The organism is Amycolatopsis sp. NPDC102522 (assembly GCF_055584485.1).
Map to the genome: position 1 here is coordinate 100,799 of NZ_JBVJLY010000030.1, position 15,630 is coordinate 116,428.

At 70.1% G+C, this 15,630-nt stretch carries 13 protein-coding genes; 4 read left to right on the top strand and 9 right to left on the bottom strand.

Features of this window, described 5'->3' with window-relative positions:
• The first annotated feature begins 47 nt into the window (after nt 1-47).
• Nucleotides 48-371, top strand: a complete 324-nt coding sequence (locus ACZ6YV_RS40450; RefSeq protein ID WP_465514678.1) for an MGMT family protein — start codon at nt 48-50, stop codon at nt 369-371.
• A gap of 14 nt (nt 372-385) precedes the next feature.
• On the top strand, nt 386-1,219 hold the full coding sequence (locus ACZ6YV_RS40455; RefSeq protein ID WP_465514679.1) for a siderophore-interacting protein: 834 nt from the start codon (nt 386-388) through the stop codon (nt 1,217-1,219).
• A gap of 393 nt (nt 1,220-1,612) precedes the next feature.
• On the opposite strand, the gene ACZ6YV_RS40460 is transcribed toward ACZ6YV_RS40455, so the two are convergent.
• From ACZ6YV_RS40460 to ACZ6YV_RS40470, 3 genes are read right to left on the bottom strand one after another with little or no spacing between them, the layout of a single operon-like run.
• Nucleotides 1,613-2,902 (bottom strand): sensor histidine kinase, encoded by a 1,290-nt coding sequence (locus tag ACZ6YV_RS40460; RefSeq protein ID WP_465514680.1) that lies wholly within the window; start codon nt 2,900-2,902, stop codon nt 1,613-1,615.
• Between the two features lie 55 nt (nt 2,903-2,957).
• Complete coding sequence (locus ACZ6YV_RS40465; RefSeq protein ID WP_465514681.1) at nt 2,958-3,767, bottom strand: uroporphyrinogen-III synthase; 810 nt, start codon at nt 3,765-3,767, stop codon at nt 2,958-2,960.
• On the bottom strand, nt 3,760-4,728 hold the full coding sequence (locus ACZ6YV_RS40470) for a helix-turn-helix transcriptional regulator (RefSeq protein WP_465514682.1): 969 nt from the start codon (nt 4,726-4,728) through the stop codon (nt 3,760-3,762). Before ACZ6YV_RS40470 ends, ACZ6YV_RS40465 begins: the two co-directional genes overlap by 8 nt.
• A gap of 60 nt (nt 4,729-4,788) precedes the next feature.
• On the opposite strand from ACZ6YV_RS40470, the gene ACZ6YV_RS40475 reads away from it, so the two are divergent.
• Entirely contained in the window at nt 4,789-5,184 is a 396-nt protein-coding gene (locus ACZ6YV_RS40475; protein ID WP_465514683.1) for a DUF3224 domain-containing protein, read from the top strand.
• A 9-nt stretch (nt 5,185-5,193) separates the two neighbouring features.
• A complete protein-coding gene (locus ACZ6YV_RS40480; RefSeq protein ID WP_465514684.1) occupies nt 5,194-6,312 on the top strand; it encodes a DNA glycosylase AlkZ-like family protein in 1,119 nt (372 codons plus the stop codon).
• A 70-nt stretch (nt 6,313-6,382) separates the two neighbouring features.
• Here the strand turns inward: ACZ6YV_RS40480 and ACZ6YV_RS40485 are convergent, their stop codons facing one another.
• From ACZ6YV_RS40485 to ACZ6YV_RS40510, 6 genes are read right to left on the bottom strand one after another with little or no spacing between them, the layout of a single operon-like run.
• A complete protein-coding gene (locus ACZ6YV_RS40485) occupies nt 6,383-7,486 on the bottom strand; it encodes a uroporphyrinogen-III synthase (RefSeq protein ID WP_465514685.1) in 1,104 nt (367 codons plus the stop codon).
• On the bottom strand, nt 7,483-7,830 hold the full coding sequence (gene nirD / locus ACZ6YV_RS40490; protein WP_465514686.1) for a nitrite reductase small subunit NirD: 348 nt from the start codon (nt 7,828-7,830) through the stop codon (nt 7,483-7,485). Before nirD ends, ACZ6YV_RS40485 begins: the two co-directional genes overlap by 4 nt.
• The gene (gene nirB, locus ACZ6YV_RS40495) at nt 7,827-10,331 is read right to left on the bottom strand and encodes a nitrite reductase large subunit NirB (protein WP_465514687.1); all 2,505 of its coding nucleotides are present in this window, start codon (nt 10,329-10,331) and stop codon (nt 7,827-7,829) included. The genes nirD and nirB overlap by 4 nt, the downstream gene beginning before the upstream one ends.
• Nucleotides 10,331-11,689 carry a nitrate/nitrite transporter gene (locus ACZ6YV_RS40500; RefSeq protein WP_465514688.1) on the bottom strand — a complete coding sequence of 453 codons (1,359 nt, stop codon included), beginning with the start codon at nt 11,687-11,689 and terminating at the stop codon, nt 10,331-10,333. The genes nirB and ACZ6YV_RS40500 overlap by 1 nt, the downstream gene beginning before the upstream one ends.
• 32 nt (nt 11,690-11,721) lie before the next feature.
• Nucleotides 11,722-13,149, bottom strand: a complete 1,428-nt coding sequence (locus ACZ6YV_RS40505) for an FAD-dependent oxidoreductase (RefSeq protein WP_465514689.1) — start codon at nt 13,147-13,149, stop codon at nt 11,722-11,724.
• A complete protein-coding gene (locus tag ACZ6YV_RS40510) occupies nt 13,146-15,218 on the bottom strand; it encodes a molybdopterin oxidoreductase family protein (protein ID WP_465514690.1) in 2,073 nt (690 codons plus the stop codon). Before ACZ6YV_RS40510 ends, ACZ6YV_RS40505 begins: the two co-directional genes overlap by 4 nt.
• Nucleotides 15,219-15,630: the final 412 nt, after the last annotated feature.

The following is a 15,630-nucleotide window of genomic DNA, read 5'->3' on the forward strand; positions in this document are numbered from 1 at the left end:
CCACGCCCCGCCGACACAACCTCGCAGCGGCACGGCAAAGTGGTCCCATGGATGACGAACTGCAGGAGCGGGTGCGCGAGGTCATCGCGAGCGTGCCCGCCGGCTCGGTCGCGACTTATGGGGATATAGCGTCGGTTTCGGGAGCCCCGTCACCGCGGTTGATCGGGCGGATCCTCAGCGAGGACGGCCACGACCTGCCTTGGCACCGCATTCTGCGCGCCGACGGCACTCCGGCTCCGCATCTGGTCGACGAGCAGTTGCAACGGCTGCGCGAGGAGGGCGTCATTCCCGACGGCCAGCGCGTCGACCTGCGAAAATACCGGTGGCAGCGTGATCCCGATGACGACGCCGGCCTGGGCGGCCTTTTTTAGGTTAGCCTCGCCTAATGAGCTACATCGAGGCGAAGGTGACCGGCGTCCGGCGGCTCACCCCGCATATGAGCAGGGTGACCTTCTCCGGGGCGTCGCTGGTGGACCAGGCGCCCGACCAGTACCTGAAGGTGTTCTTCCCGCAGCCCGGCCAGGCGGAGCCGGTGCTGCCCGCGCCGCTGGGCGGGGACGAAGTGATGTCCTGGTACAAGACCTACCTCGCGATGCCGGACGACGTCCGGCCGCCGATGCGGACCTACACCGTGCGCGCGCTGCGGCCGTCTGCGCAGGAGATCGACATCGACTTCGTGCTGCACGGCGACGAAGGCCCCGCCTCCGCGTGGGCTTCGGGTGCCTCGGAGGGTGACAAGGTCGCTTTCCTGGGGCCGCACGGGCTCTACGACGTCCCCGAGGGAACGAACTGGCAGCTGCTGATCGGCGACGAGACCGCGATCCCGGCGATCGGCGCGATCGTCGAAGCGCTGCCCGCCGGGACGCGGGCGCTGGTGTACGTCGAGATCAGCGACCGCGAAGACCGGCAGGTCTTCGACACTCGGGGGACGGTGGAGCTGCACTGGGTGGTGCGCGGTTCTGGTTCTGGTGGCTCCGTTGGTGACGCGGTGCTCGAGGCCGTGCGGAAGGCGGATCTGCCGGGCGGGACGCCTTACGCGTGGGTTTCGGGCGAGGCGAACATGGTGAAACTGGTGCGGCGGCATCTCGTGCGGGAGCGCGGGGTCGACAAGCGGGCGATCTGCTTCACGGGGTACTGGCGGCAGGGGCTGAGCGAAGAGGCCGCCGGGCGGGAAGCGATGCGTCAGATCGAGGCCGGCGAGGTCCCCTCCGACGACTGAGGTCCTTTTGCTCGCTGGGACGCCGCGGCTACCGAGGACATGTCCTGAAGGCCCCCTTTGAGACGTTCAACGTCTCAAAGGGGGCCTTCAGGACATCAGCGAGCACTTCGCGTAGGCCGACGTACGCGCCTTCGCACTCTCGACCCCCGCGAAGGCGACCACCTCTCGGCCCGCGAGCCTCCAGATCGCCCCGACACCCCACCTGACCTGCGAAAAGAGAGCAAGGGACCTTTGCTCTCACTTACGTAGCCATGCTAACCAAGCGATAGCAAGGGTCCCTTGCTATCGCTTTCGCCCACAGATGCCGTGAAGGCCTCCTTACCTACCCTGAAGGTAGTGAAGGAGGCCTTCACGGACTGCTGGATCGCCCAGAGGCCTCAGTGCGGCACCCACTCAGTGCGGCACCCAGAGCGTCACCCGGGTCCCCCGCCCCGGATGCGAGTCGATCGTCCCCCGCCCGCCGACCTCCGCCAGCCGCGCCATGATCGACTGGCTGATCCCGAATCCCGGCGGCCGCTCCAGCATGCTGAAGCCGGTCCCCTGGTCCCGCGCGATGACCGCGATGCCGCCGTCGCTCTCTTCGACGCGAAGCACGACCTGCTTCGTCCCGGCGTGCTTCACGGTGTTTCGGAGGGCTTCGCGGACGGCGTCGCGGATGGCGGTCCGGCGCGCGTGCGAGAGGCGGTAGTCCTCTTCGGTCTCGGCCGCGACGAGCTGGGTGCGGAGGCCGTCGCGCGCCATTTCGGTGGCGACTTCGGCGAGGTCCGCGGTGAGGCCGCGCGCCGAGGGCGCGTCCGGGCCGACCAGTTCGCGCCGGAGTTCGATGGCTTGCGCCCGCGCCGTCGCGCGCAACTCCGCGAGCCGGTCCGCGGCGGCGGAATCGTCGTCCGGCGCCTCCAACCCCATCGCTTCCAAGGTCTGGAGCACGGAGTCGTGCATGACCCGTTGAGTCCGCAGGCGTTCGGCGCGCTGCCCGCGGCGCATCCCGATCCCGAGCGCGAACCGGGTCCCGACGCCGAGCAGGATCAGGATCCCGGCCGTGGTCACCATCGCCACGACGAGCGCGACCATGCACCCCACCGAACGGCTCACCGCGAGCGGGTGGTCGATCGGGAGCCCGCCGATCCAGGTCAGGAACGCCCGGAACGGGAAGGCCGCGATCAGCAGCACGAGCGCGGCGGGCAGCCCGAACGAAAGCGTCCACAACGCCACCGTCCCGACCAGCCACGTCCACGCGACGTCGATCGCGAACGGCTGGATCTCGGCGGGCGCGGCCACGGCCACGATCGTCGTGAGCACCATGCCCACCGCGAGATCCGCGTACATCAGCCGCCCGGACGTCTTCGCCCGGATCCCGCGGCCGCGCACCACCCACCAGACCGCGAAGATGTTGAGCAGCACCGCCAGGATCGTCGTGCTCAGTACCGGGACGATCCCCGCCGACCCGTTCGCGACCGCGAAACCGAGGTACACCTTGGGAAACGCGGCGACACGGTAGAAGATCGGGCCGAGCGCGGAGTAGCGGATCGCGCGCATCAGCATCGAGTCCGCGGAGTCTTCGCGGTAGCGCCAGTCCGGCACGGAATCGGGGTCGGGTGCTTCGTCCGCGGGGCTCGCGCCCAGCACCGAAGATCCCTTTCGCAACATCGCGCGCACGAAGGTGACCGATTGAGACTCGGACATCCGCCGCCCTCCCGTGCGTCCGATGTGTCGAGCCTGGCAAAGCGGACTTCCCGCGTCAAGACGGCCGAATGCGCAGTTCCGCGACGAGAAGTTTCACCAAGGCGCCGAGTCGCTGCCGTTCGGGCCGCGAGGTCGGCACTCCGGCGGCTTCCAGCGGCGCCGCGGTCACCGGTCCGACGCACGCGCACAACACCGGACCTCGCAACGCGTCGAGGAGTTCCTCGCGGCGCGAACCCGCCAGCGTGAGCAGATTCGCGGCCGCCGGCGCGGAGGTGAAGGCCATGGCGCGGACCCGCCCGGCGATCACGCTTTCGACGAGCTCGTGCACAGGTCCGACGTCAGCGGGCGAAAGCCAGCGGTACGGCTGCGCTTGGACGACGTCCGCGCCCGCGTCCCGCAGCAGTCCGGTGAGTTCGGGCAGCAGCGTGCCGTGCAGCTGGACGGCGACCCGTTCCCCGCGAACACCGGCGTCGCGCAATCCCTCGAACAGCTCCGCGTTGCTCTCCTCGGGCGCGGAGAACTCCTCGCGCAGCCCCTCGCCGCGCACCGCACCGGCCGCTTTCGGCCCTCGCACGAAGATCCGTGACGCCGCCAGCCGTTCCAGCAGCGCCTCGCGCAGCCCCCAGCCTTCGGCCGCCGAAAGCCAGCCGCGGAACCCGGCGCCGGTCGTGACCGCGGTGAACCCGACAGGTCCGGCCAGCACGGCGTCGGTCGCCGCCCGCAGTTCGGTGTCGTCGGGCAACGGGACGATGCGGATGGTGGGCGCGTGCAGCACTGTCGCGCCGTGCCGCTCGAGTGCGGTGATGAAGTCTTCGGCCCGCCGCTCCGCGGTGATCCCGATGGTGATGCCGGCCAGGTCAGCCATAACGCGCGCCCATCTTCCTGATCTCCTCCGCCAGCCGCTCGCGCAGCTCCGGCGGTTCGAGTACTTCGAGGTTCCCGCCGAACCGCAGCAGTTCGCCGACCGCCGATTCTCCCGGTTCCACGGGCAGGTCCATCGTCAGCCAGCCGTCCTCGTCCGGCTCGGCGCCCGCTTCCCGCAACGCCCGCGCCCCGACGGCCCCGAGGTAGAACGGCAGCAGTATGCGGGCGAACTCGTTCAGCCGGACCACCGCCACCCGCGAGTACATCCGCTTTTCGAACTGCTCCGACCACTCCTTCCAATAACGCGCGAGGTCGAAGTCGGACGGCCGTTCGAAGGTCTCGCCGAGATCTTCGAGGTCCTCGATCCGGGAAACGCGGTAGGTCCTGTCGGTCCCCTCGCACCGCGCCGCGAGGTACCAGTTGCCCGCCTTGAGGATCAGGCCCAGCGGGTCGAGGACGCGCTCGACCTTCCGCTGCCCCCAGCGTTCGTACCGGACCCTGATCCGCTGACCGTGCCAGACCGCGTCGGCCAGTTCGGACAGTCGCGGCAGGCTCTCGATCCCGCGATGCCAGCCCGGGACGTCCAGGTAGAACCGCTCGGAGATCTTGCTCGCCCCGGCGCGCAGCTCGGCGGGCATGGCCGCGTGCAGTTTGAGCTGCGCGGCGGCGAGGACAGTGCCGAGCCCGAGTTCGGAGGCCGCGCCGGGCAAACCCGCCAAGGAAAGCGATTGCGCCTCTTCCTCGGTCAGCCCGGTCAGCCGCGTGCGATAGCCGTCGACCAGCTGATATCCGCCGGTGCGCCCGCGATCGGCGTACACCGGGACACCGGCGGCGGACAGCGCCTCGACGTCGCGGTAGACCGTCCGGACCGACACCTCCAGCTCGGCCGCCAGCGCCTCGGCCGTCATCCGGCCGCGGTTCTGCAGCAGGAGGAGGACCGACAGGAGTCTGCTCGCGCGCATGAATCCAGTATCCCCGAAAACCTGACACAACCTGACAGGTATGGCTGACAGGGTGAACCCATGAACACTTTCGCCGTGAAGAACTGGGAAGAAGCCATCGTCAGCGGCACCGACGGTGGGCCGCGAGTGGCCCACGCGCACGCCACGTTCGGCTACAGCGGGTTGATCGAAGGCGAGTCGATCCTCGACTACCTGCTGTACTACGCGGGTGAGGGCTACGACGGCGGTGGCACGACAGCATCGGGCTTCGAACGTTTCGAGGGCAGTGTGGACGGGCGCAAGGGAAGCTTCGTGATCAAGCACGACTGCGGTTTCGACGCGAAGGGCTTCGCCTCGACGTTCGAGGTCGTCGCGGGCTCCGGAACAGGTGAACTCGCCGGGATCACCGGGACCGGGACCACGACGGGCGCCCTCGGGGAGCCGACGATGTCGTACACGCTCGACTACTCGCTTTAAGGAGGACCAGTGCTCGAGGTCGATCGCGAGCAGGTGCTGGCGTACCGGATCGCCGCGCACGGACTGCGCCGGGACGAGACGGATCCGGCCGCGGCGGCCGTGTTCGACCTCGGGCTGCAGGATTCCGTGCGGGACACCGCCCTGCTGGGTCTCGCCGCCCGGATCGACGGCGACATCACGCCCGGCGTCTGGGACGACGAACGCTTCGTCCTCGCGTGGACGCATCGCGGGGCGCCGCATTTCCACCGCCGCACGGAACTGGACGCGATCCGGGCAGCGCTCGTGCCGCTCGACGAGAAGGACGCGATGGCCAGGATCCTCTGGCAGCGCAAGCAGGTCGAAGCGGCGGGGATGTCCGCGACAGACGCGCTGTTCACCGCGGCGAAGGCGATCCGCAAGGTCGTCACCGGCACGCAGACCAAGGGCACGGTGAGCGGCGCGGTCACGAAACTGATCCCCGACGGGCTGTCGTACGCCTGCCGCGGCTGCGGTGTCGTGCACATCCACGAACAGCTGATGCGGGTCGCGTCGATCCACGCCGGGGCGCGGCTGGAGGCGGGCGCGACCCCGGCGACGTTGGCACCGCTGGAAAAGCGCGGTGCGCTGAAGACGTCGCCGGACGCCGAAGCGGCGACCCGCGTGGTCGAGGGCTACCTGCGGATCAACGGCCCGGCCAGCCCCGGCGACGCCGCCGTCTATGTCGGGACGACCCGCACCGGGGTCGACGCGATGTGGCCGGACGAGCTGGTCGAGGTCCGGGTCGACGGCAAGAAAACGTTCCTGCCGGAAGACCGGGTGGCGCTGCTGGAGAACCCGCCGGAGCCGGACGTGGTGCGCCTGCTGCCGCCGCTGGACCCGTTCGTCCAGGCGCGGGACCGTGCCGTGGTCGTGCCGGACAAGGCCAGGCAGAAGGAGGTCTGGAAGATCCTCGGCAGTCCCGGCGCACTGCTGGCCGACGGCGAGATCGCCGGCGTGTGGCGGGCCAAGGCGAGCGGGAAGAAGCGACTCGACTTCACCGTCACCCCGTTCGACGCGCTCCGCCCGGCCGTGCGGAAGGCGGCCGAGGAGGAGGCCGCTCGCGTCGCCACCGCCCGGGAGTTCCCCGACCACCGCGTCACCTTCTCCTGACTCCCGCGTTTCGTCCTCTGAATGCGGTCCTTGCGCGTGCAACTACCGCCTTCAGAGGACGAAACGCGAGTCACGGGTCGACGGCCAGGCGGTAGCCCCGCTTCACCACCGTCTGGACGAGTTTCGGGGCACCCAAGGAGCTCCGCAGGCGACCGATGGCGGTCTCGACGGCGTGCTCCTCGCCGCCGTCGGGCAACGCCGCGACCAGTTCCCGCCGCGAGAACACCCGCCCCGGCGACTCCGCCAGCGCCCGCAGCATGGCCATCGGCGCGGGCGCGATGTCGCACCACTGCCCGTCGACCAGCGCCGCCTGACCACGCAGTTCGATGCTCCGCCCGCCCGCCGTCAGCCGCGGCGAACGGGCTTCGAGCGCCTCGGACACCGTCCGCGCCAGCGCCCCGATCCGCGACCGCGCGGGCTGGACCGTCGGGATCCCGAGCGCGGCCAGCGGCGCCGCCGTGATCGGGCCGACGCAGGCCGCCACGACCCGCTTTTCCAGTGCGCGAACGATTCCCGGAAGCCGCCCGGTCCGCCTCGCCACCGCCAGCAGGGACGCGGCGGCGGGCGCGCTGGTGAACGGCAGCGCGTCCACCGAGCCGTCGAGGACGGCGTCCAGCAGCCGGTCCAGCGGTCCGGGATCGGCCGGGCCGACCCAGCGGTACACCGGCACCTCGATCACTTCCGCCCCTGCGGCACGCAGACTGTCCACAAAGTACGGAAGCGGCTCGCCGTGCAGCTGCACCGCGATCCGATGACCGTCCACACCGGAATCGAGAAGATGCCGCAGCACCTCGGCATTGCTCTCCGACGCGGGCGAGTAGTCCTCCGAAAGCCCGGCCGCGCGGATAGCGCCCTTGGCCTTCGGGCCGCGCGCGAGCAGCGAAGACTCCCCCAGCCTGTCCAGCAGCTCTTCCCCCAGCCCCCAGCCTTCGGCCGCCTCGACCCAGCCGCGGAAGCCGATCCCGGTCGTCGCGACGACGGCGTCGACCCGGTCTTCGAGCAGGCGCTGGGTGGCCGCCCGCAGTTCGGTGTCGTCGGCGAGCGGCACGATCCGGATCGCCGGGCCGTAGCGCACGGTCGCGCCCTTACGCACGAACAGCGCGCCGAGCTCGTCCGCTCGTCGCGCCGCCGTGATCCCGATGACGAAGCCCGCCAGGGGCAACACTTCTGTCACGGTGAAGCTTCCACCTCCACCACACCCCCGGCGACCCGGACCCCGTACGCCTCGACCGAGACGCCCTCGGCGTCCAGGCATGCACCGGTCCGCAGATCGAACCGTTCCTTGTACACCGGCGAGGCCACCACGGGGACACCGCCGGCGTCGCCGACGATCCCCCGCGAAAGCACCGCGGCGCCGCTCACCGGGTCCAGATTGGACAGTGCGTACCACCTTTCGCCGGGCAGCCGGAAGATCGCCACCTGCACACCATCGTCGAACAGCGCGGCGACGCCGGACCATTCGGGGACGGCGCCCGCCGCACAGACGGCGGTCCAGGTGCGTTCGATCGAGGTCGTCACTGTTTCACCTCCGGGATGCCCAGCAGCACGGGTACCTTCTGGTCGCGTTCTCGACGGAACGAGATCGACGGATCCGGCGTGCCCGGCGCGTTGACGAACGAACTGAACTTCGCCAGCTTCTCCGGATCCTCCAGCACCCCGCGCCATTCGTCGGCGTAGTCGCCGACATGCTTGGCCATCGCCGCGTCGAGGTCCTCGCAGATGCCGAGCTTGTCGTCGACGATCACCGCGCGCAGGTGGTCGAGACCGCCCTCCATCTCCTCGACCCACGGCGCGGTGCGCTGCAGGCGGTCGGCCGTGCGGACGTAGAACATCAGGAACCGGTCGATCGTGCGGATCAGCGTCTCGGTGTCCACTTCGGACACCAGCAGATCCGCGTGCCGCGGGGTCGCGCCGCCGTTCCCGCCGACGTAGAGGTTCCAACCCTTGTCGGTGGCGATGATGCCGAAGTCCTTGCTCCGCGCCTCGGCGCATTCCCGCGCACAGCCCGAAACAGCGGACTTCAGCTTGTGCGGCGAGCGTAGGCCGCGATAGCGCAGTTCCAGCTCGATCGCGAGCCCGACGCTGTCCTGCACGCCGTAGCGGCACCACGTCGACCCGACACAGGATTTGACCGTGCGCAACGACTTCCCGTACGCGTGCCCGGACTCGAACCCGGCGTCGACGAGCCGCCGCCAGATCAGCGGGAGCTGGTCGACGGTCGCGCCGAACAGGTCGATCCGCTGCCCGCCGGTGATCTTGGTGTACAGCCCGAAATCCATCGCCACCTGCGCGATCACCATGAGCTTCTCCGGCGTGACCTCGCCGCCGGGGATCCGCGGCACCACCGAATAGGTGCCGTTGCGCTGGAGGTTCGCGAGGAACTTGTCGTTGGTGTCCTGCAGGGTCGCCTGCTCACCGGCGAGGATGTGCCCGTTGCCCAGCGTCGCCAGGATGGACGCGATCACCGGTTTGCAGATCGCACAGCCCGTTCCAGTGCCGTAGCGATCGATCATCTCGCTGAACGTGCTGATCCGGGTGGCCTGCAGGATCTGGAACAGCTCGGCGCGGGAGTGGCCGAAGTGCTCGCACAGCGCCTTCGACTGCTCGACACCGCAAGCCGTCAGCAGCTTGCCCAGCAGCGGGACGCAGGACCCGCACGCCGTGCCCGCCCGCGTACAGCCCTTGATCTTGGCGACCGAATCGCAGCCCTCATCGGTGATCGCGTGCGTGATCGCGCCCTTGGAAACCGCGTTGCACGAACAGATCTGCGCCGCGTCGGGCAGCGCGTCGACACCGACCGCCGCCCCGCCGCCGGCCGGGGCGAGGATCGCGCCCGGCTCGGCGGGCAGCGGCCTGCCGACCATCGCCCGGAGCGTGTTGAACTCGCTCGCGTCGCCGACCAAGACCCCGCCGAGCAACGTCTTCGAGTCGTCCGAGATCACGAGTTTCTTGTACGTCCCCGCGACGGCGTCGTTGAACGCGACCTCCAGCGCGCCCTCTGTCGCCGCGTGCGCGTCGCCGAAACTGGCGACGTCGACGCCCATGAGCTTGAGTTTCGTCGACATGTCCGGCTCGGGGAACGTGCCCTCGCCGCCGGTCAGTCGCGCCGCGACGATCTCCGCCATCGCGTAGCCGGGCGCGACGATGCCGTACACCTTGCCGCCCACGGCCGCGCATTCGCCGATCGCGTACACCGCCGGATCGGACGTCCGGCACGAGTCGTCGACCAGGATGCCGCCCCGCGCGCCGACTTCCAGCCCGGACGAGCGGGCGAGGTCGTCGCGCGGCCGGATCCCGGCGGAGAACACGACGAGGTCGACGTCGAGTTCGGTCCCGTTGCCCAGCTTCGCGAGGTAGCGAGAGCCGTCCGGCTCGATGGCATCGGTCGACGTTCCCGTGTGGACGGTCACGTCGAGGCCGGTGATCAGCCGCCGGAGCAGACCGCCGCCACCCTCGTCGACCTGCAGCGGCATCAGGCGCGGCGCCATCTCGACGACGTGCGGCGAGAGTCCCATGTCCCGCAACGCCTTCGCCGCTTCCAACCCGAGGAGCCCGCCACCGATGACGACCGCGGAACGCCGTCCGCGGCCGGGGCGCTGCGCGGCTTCCCGGATGGCGTCGAGATCCTCGATCGTCCGATAGACGTAGCAACCCGGCAGATCGTGCCCGGGCACCGGCGGGACGAACGGCCGCGAACCGGTCGCGAGGACGAGCGTGTCGTACGGCTGCTCGTACCCGGCCTCGGTCAGAACGATCTTGCGGTCCCGGTCCACCGAGGCCACCGCGTCACCGAGCCGCAGCTCGACCAGCGGGTCATCCGCGTAGTCCGCACCGTCCAAAGCCAGCGACGCCGGATCCCAGGTGTCCACATAGGACGTCAGGGCGACCCGGTCGTACGCGGGTCGCGCCTCTTCGGCGAGCACCACGACCTGCCAAGCGCCGGTCTTGTCCTCCGCGCGCACCGCCTCCACGAGCCGGTGCGCGACCATGCCGTGGCCGACGACGACGAGTTTCCGCATCAGACCTCCGCCCCGGCGAGCGCCAGACCTCGGGTGCTCGCCACCTCCGTCTGCTGTTTGCGCAGGTACACCGCCCACGTGACGGTGAAGCACAGCCCGTAGAAGACCAGGAAGGCGACGAACGCCGGCACCCCGATCTTCGTGTCCGCGAACGACTGGCGGAAGGCCAGGTTGATGAACAACCCGCCGAGCGCGCCGATCGCCCCCGCCAGCCCGATCAGCGCGCCGGAAAGCTTGCGTGCCTTGAGCATTTCCAGCTTCTCGTCCGCGCCCTCGCTGATCGCGACCTTCGCCTTGGCGCGGAAGATCGCCGGGATCATCTTGTACGTCGAACCGTTGCCGACACCGGTCAGCACGAACAGCACGATGAACGCGACGGTGAACAGCGCCAGCGAGTTCGACGTCGACGCGAGGATCAGCACCACTGTCGCCGCGGCCATTCCGACGAACGTCACGAAGGTGATCTTGCCGCCGCCGATCCGGTCGGCCAGCCAGCCGCCCGTCGGCCGTGAGAACGAGCCGAGCAGCGGGCCGAGGAAGGTGACCGCGGCCGCCTGCAACGGACTGCGGCCGAACTGGTTCTGCAGCACCAGACCGAAGGCGAAGCTGTAGCCGATGAACGAACCGAACGTGCCGACGTAGAGGAACGACATCACCCACGTGTGCGGATCCTTGACGACCTCACGCATCGCCTTGGTGTCGCCCTTCATCGAGGCGAGGTTGTCCATGAAGAAGTACGCGCACGTCGCGGCGAGGACGATCAGCGGGATGTAGATCGCGAGCACCAGGCGGGGCGCGGTCGCGCCGACGGTGCCGATGACCAGCAGGCCGATCAGCTGGATCGCCGCCACGCCGAGGTTCCCGCCGCCCGCGTTGAGCCCGAGCGCCCAGCCCTTGTGCTTCTCCGGGTAGAACGCGTTGATGTTGGTCATCGACGACGCGAAGTTCCCGCCGCCGACCCCGCCGAGCGCGGCGACCAGCAGGAAAGTGCCGAGTGAGGTGCCCGGCTCCATCACGATCGCCGCCAGGACCGTCGGGGCCAGCAGCAGCATCGCGCTGACGATCGTCCAGTTCCGGCCGCCGAACCTCGCGACGGCGAAGGTGTACAGCGGCCGCATGAACGCGCCGATCAGCGTCGGCGTCGAGACGAGCAGGAATTTGTCGGCGGCCGAGAAACCGTACTGCGGCCCCATGAACAGGACCATGACCGACCACAGTGTCCAGACGGAGAAGCCGATGTGTTCGGCCAGGATGGAGAACCAGAGGTTCCGCCGGGCGATCTTCTTCCCGGTCTCCTCCCAGAACCGCTCGTTCTCCGGGTCCCAGTGCTCGATCCAGCGTTTACCGCGAGCGGTCATGCGGTCCTCCTCGGTGGTGAATGCGTTCGGTTTCACTGGGCGGCCAGCCAATGCGCGACCCCGCCGACGGCGTCCTTGCAGCCGCCGCAGCCGGTCGTCGCGCGGGTCGCCCCGGCGAGGGCGGGGACGTCGGTGGCACCGGCACGCCAGGCCTCGACGAGCCGCCCCTTGGTCACCGCGTTGCAGCGGCAGATGACCGCCGACGCGGGCAGATCGGCCGGGCTCGACGCCGACGGCGCGCCCGCGGGCAACGCTCGTCCCAAAAGAACGGCGAGCCGGTCTTCGGGCACCGGCGTGCCCCGGTCGTAGAGCTGGGTGATCGACGCGGCAGCGTCGGGCAGGCCGAGCAGGATCGCGCCCGTCACCCGGTTTTCGCGGACGACGAGCTTGCCGTAGCGGCAACCCGCCGGGTCGCTGAAGGTGAGCACTTCGGCGGTCGGGTCGTCCGCGCCGGTCATCGTCTCGCCGAGCGCGGTGAGGTCGATGCCGCGGGCCTTCAGCCGGGTCACCGCCTGGGTGCCGCGGTAGCGCGACGCGGATTTCGTCCCGGTGACCAGATCCGCGACGACGGTGGCCTGTTCCCAAGCGGGTTGCACGAGCCCGCCGAACGCGCCGGGGTGCTTCGCGCAGTCGCCGATCGCGTGGATCCGGCCGTCGCTGGTGCGCAGCAGATCGTCGACGACGATGCCGCCCTCGACGGTCAGCCCGGCGTCCGCGGCCAGTTTCGTCTCGGGCCGGACACCGGTCGAGACGACGATGAGATCGGCGGGCACGTGCGTGCCGTCGTCGAGTTTGAGCCCGTCGCCACTGACGTAGCGCGCGGCCCCGACACCGAGCCGGAAATCGACGCCGAGTTCTTCGAGCTTCCTGGTCAGTACCCGCGCGGATTCCGCGTCCAGCTGACGTTCCATGATGTGCGGCATCGGATGCACGACGGTGACGAGGTTCCCCCGCCCCGCCAGGCCTCGCGCGGCTTCCAGACCGAGCAGGCCGCCACCGAGCACGGCGACCGGCGCGCCCAGTTTGGCGGCGTCGAGGATGCGGGCGCAGTCGTCGAGGGTGCGGAACGCGACGACGTCCGGACCGGGTTCGAGCCCCTCGACCGGCGGCATCCACGGGTTCGCGCCGGTGGCGAGCACGAGCGCGTCGTAGTCCACAGTGGACCCGTCGTCGAGGTGGATCCGCCGTGAATCCCTGTCGATCGCCGTCGCGGCGACTCCCCGGCGCAGATCGGCGCGGGTGCGGGACGGCCATTCGTCGTCGTGCAGCCGGACCGCGTCGGGCCGCATGGTGCCGGCGACCACCGACGAGAGCAGCACCCGGTTGTAGGCGGTGTGCTTCTCCGCGCCGACGACGGTGAGCCGCACGCGTTCGCCGTCGGGATCGCGGCGCTGGATCTCGTCCGCGAGCCGCGCGCCCGCCATCCCGTATCCGGCGATGACCACCGACCGGGGGCTCACGCGACGACCCCTGCCGGGGCGAGCGCGACCGCGCACACCTTGAACTCGGGCATCCGGCTGGTCGGGTCGAGCGCCGGATTGGTCAGCAGGTTCGCCCTGCCTTCGCCGGGGAAGTGGAACGGCAGGAACACCAGGTCCGGGCGCAGCGACGGCACGCAGCGGACCCGGGCGACGGTCTCCCCGCGCCGGGACCGCACGGCGGCGAGGTCGCCTTCGGCCAGTCCCGCCCGGGCGGCGGTGTCCGGGTGAACTTCCACGAAGGCCTCCGCCACGACGTCGTTGAGCTCTTTGACCAGCCGGGTCTGCGCCCCGGACTGGTAGTGCTGCAGGACCCGGCCCGTGGTGGCCTGCAAGGGGAATTCGGCGTCGGGCGGTTCGGCCGGGCCGACGTGGTCCACCGGCACGAACCGCGCGCGGCCGTCCGGATGGGCGAAGCGGTCGAGGAACATCCGCGGCGTGCCGGGATGCGCTTCCGTCGGAACGGGCCAGTAGAGGGCCTCGCCGTCACGGAGCCTGTCGTAGGTGACGCCCGAGTAGTCGGCGACACCGCCCTTGGACGCCTGGCGGAGTTCGGTGAAGACGGTCTCCGCGTCGGTCGGGAACCGGCCGTCGGGCTGGCCGAACCGGCGGGCGAGCTCGGAAAGCACGTAGAGATCGGTCTTCACGCCGGAGGGCGGGTCGATCGCCTTGCGCCGCAGGAGGATCCGGCCTTCGAGATTGGTCATCGTGCCGTCCTCCTCGGCCCACTGGGTGACCGGCAGGACGACGTCGGCCATCGCCGCGGTCTCCGAGAGGACGAGGTCCGAGACCACCAGGAAGTCCAAAGAGGACACTTTCTCCTGGATGCTCCCCGCACGGGGCGCGGAAACGACGAGGTTGCTGCCGAACACCATCAGCGCGCTCGGCCCGTCTTCGGTGCCGAGCGCTTCCAGCAGCTCGACGGCCGAACGGCCAGGCCCCGGCAGGGATTCCGGCGGTACACCCCAGACTCCGGCGACGTACTCGCGGGCGGCGGGGTCGTCGATCTTGCGGTAACCGGGCAGCTGGTCGGCCTTCTGGCCGTGCTCGCGCCCGCCTTGCCCGTTGCCCTGCCCGGTCAGGCAGCCGAATCCGGACCCCTTGCGCCCCGGCAGCCCGAGGGCGAGCGCGAGATTGATCCAGGCGTTGACCATCGCCGTGCCGTTGGCGTGCTGTTCGGTGCCGCGCGCGGTGAGGACGTAGGCGTTGCGGGCCGCGGCGAGCTTGGCGGCGACGCGGCGCTGATCCGCGGCGGAGACGCCGGTGACCTGCTCGACCCGCTCCGGCCACCACGCCGCGACCGAACGCCACAGCTGCTCGAAACCGTTCGTGCGTCCATCTACATAGGACTGGTCGAGCAGGCCGTCGGCGACGACAGCGTGCAGGATCCCCTGCGCGAGGGCGAGGTCGGTACCCGGCGCGGGCGAGAGGTGCAGCCCGGCGAGTTCGGCGGTCGGCGTCCGGCGCGGGTCGACGACGATCAGGTCCGCGCCGCGCAGGTGCTGGGTGAACGGCGGCATCGTCTCGGCCGGGTTCGCGCCGATCAGAAGGACGGCGTCCGCGTCGGCCAGATCCGTGACCGGGAACGGCATCCCGCGGTCGGCGCCGAACGCCCTGATCCCGGCGGCGGCCGCCGACGACATGCAGAACCGGCCGTTGTAGTCGATCTGCGAGGTGCCCAGCGCGACACGGGCGAACTTCCCCAGCAAGTACGCCTTCTCGTTGGTCAGCCCGCCGCCGCCGAAGACGGCGACCGAGTCGGCGCCCTTGGCCGCGCGGATCTCGGTCAGCCGCCGCGCGATGAGGTCGAGCGCCTGACTCCAGCTCGCGGGCCGGAGTTCACTGTCGACCCTGATCAGCGGTGTCGTCAGGCGGGAAGGCGAGGTGAGGAGCTCCCCCGACGTCCAGCCCTTCTGGCACAGGCCGCCGGCGTTGACCGGGAAGTCGCGCGGGGCGACGCGGGCGCCGTCGAGGCTCATCCCGCACTGCAGGGCGCAGTACGGGCAGTGCGTGTCCACCGCGCGGGTGGTGACAGGGGTGGCGAGCGGCACGGGCACCTCCTCCAGGCGTCGATAGCGCTTGAAGGTAGGTAGGCCGTGTTACCTGGAAACTCCCGAATGTTTCAGGCGTTTGACATTGCCCGCCGCCGATGGACGTCACACCGTGAGGTCCGGGCCTCGTGAGCGGCTTCGGTACCTGCCGGATTCCGGCTACGGCTGTTCGCCTGCCCGGTCCCCAAGTACGTGAAGGACCCCTTCATTGCGCCTAGCGCAGTGAAGGGGTCCTTCACGTACCTCAGGTGACCTAGCCGCCGAACCGTAGTGGGGCGCGACCCTCGTGAGTGGTGAGGACGGTTAGAACCGTCCTCGTTACTAGTCAGCTGGTGGCTAGGTTGGTTGGTAGCCAGGGGTTTCCGGTGATGGCGGCGCGGAGTGCGGTCAGGGTGTTGTGGCCGTTTTTGCG

Coding starts and splice junctions, on each gene's coding strand:
- ACZ6YV_RS40450 (WP_465514678.1), top strand. CDS start 48: ATGGATGACGAACTGCAGGAGCGGGTGCGCGAGGTCATCGCGAGCGTG.
- ACZ6YV_RS40455 (WP_465514679.1), top strand. CDS start 386: ATGAGCTACATCGAGGCGAAGGTGACCGGCGTCCGGCGGCTCACCCCG.
- ACZ6YV_RS40460 (WP_465514680.1), bottom strand. CDS start 2,902: ATGTCCGAGTCTCAATCGGTCACCTTCGTGCGCGCGATGTTGCGAAAG.
- ACZ6YV_RS40465 (WP_465514681.1), bottom strand. CDS start 3,767: ATGGCTGACCTGGCCGGCATCACCATCGGGATCACCGCGGAGCGGCGG.
- ACZ6YV_RS40470 (WP_465514682.1), bottom strand. CDS start 4,728: ATGCGCGCGAGCAGACTCCTGTCGGTCCTCCTCCTGCTGCAGAACCGC.
- ACZ6YV_RS40475 (WP_465514683.1), top strand. CDS start 4,789: ATGAACACTTTCGCCGTGAAGAACTGGGAAGAAGCCATCGTCAGCGGC.
- nirB (WP_465514687.1), bottom strand. CDS start 10,331: ATGCGGAAACTCGTCGTCGTCGGCCACGGCATGGTCGCGCACCGGCTC.
- ACZ6YV_RS40500 (WP_465514688.1), bottom strand. CDS start 11,689: ATGACCGCTCGCGGTAAACGCTGGATCGAGCACTGGGACCCGGAGAAC.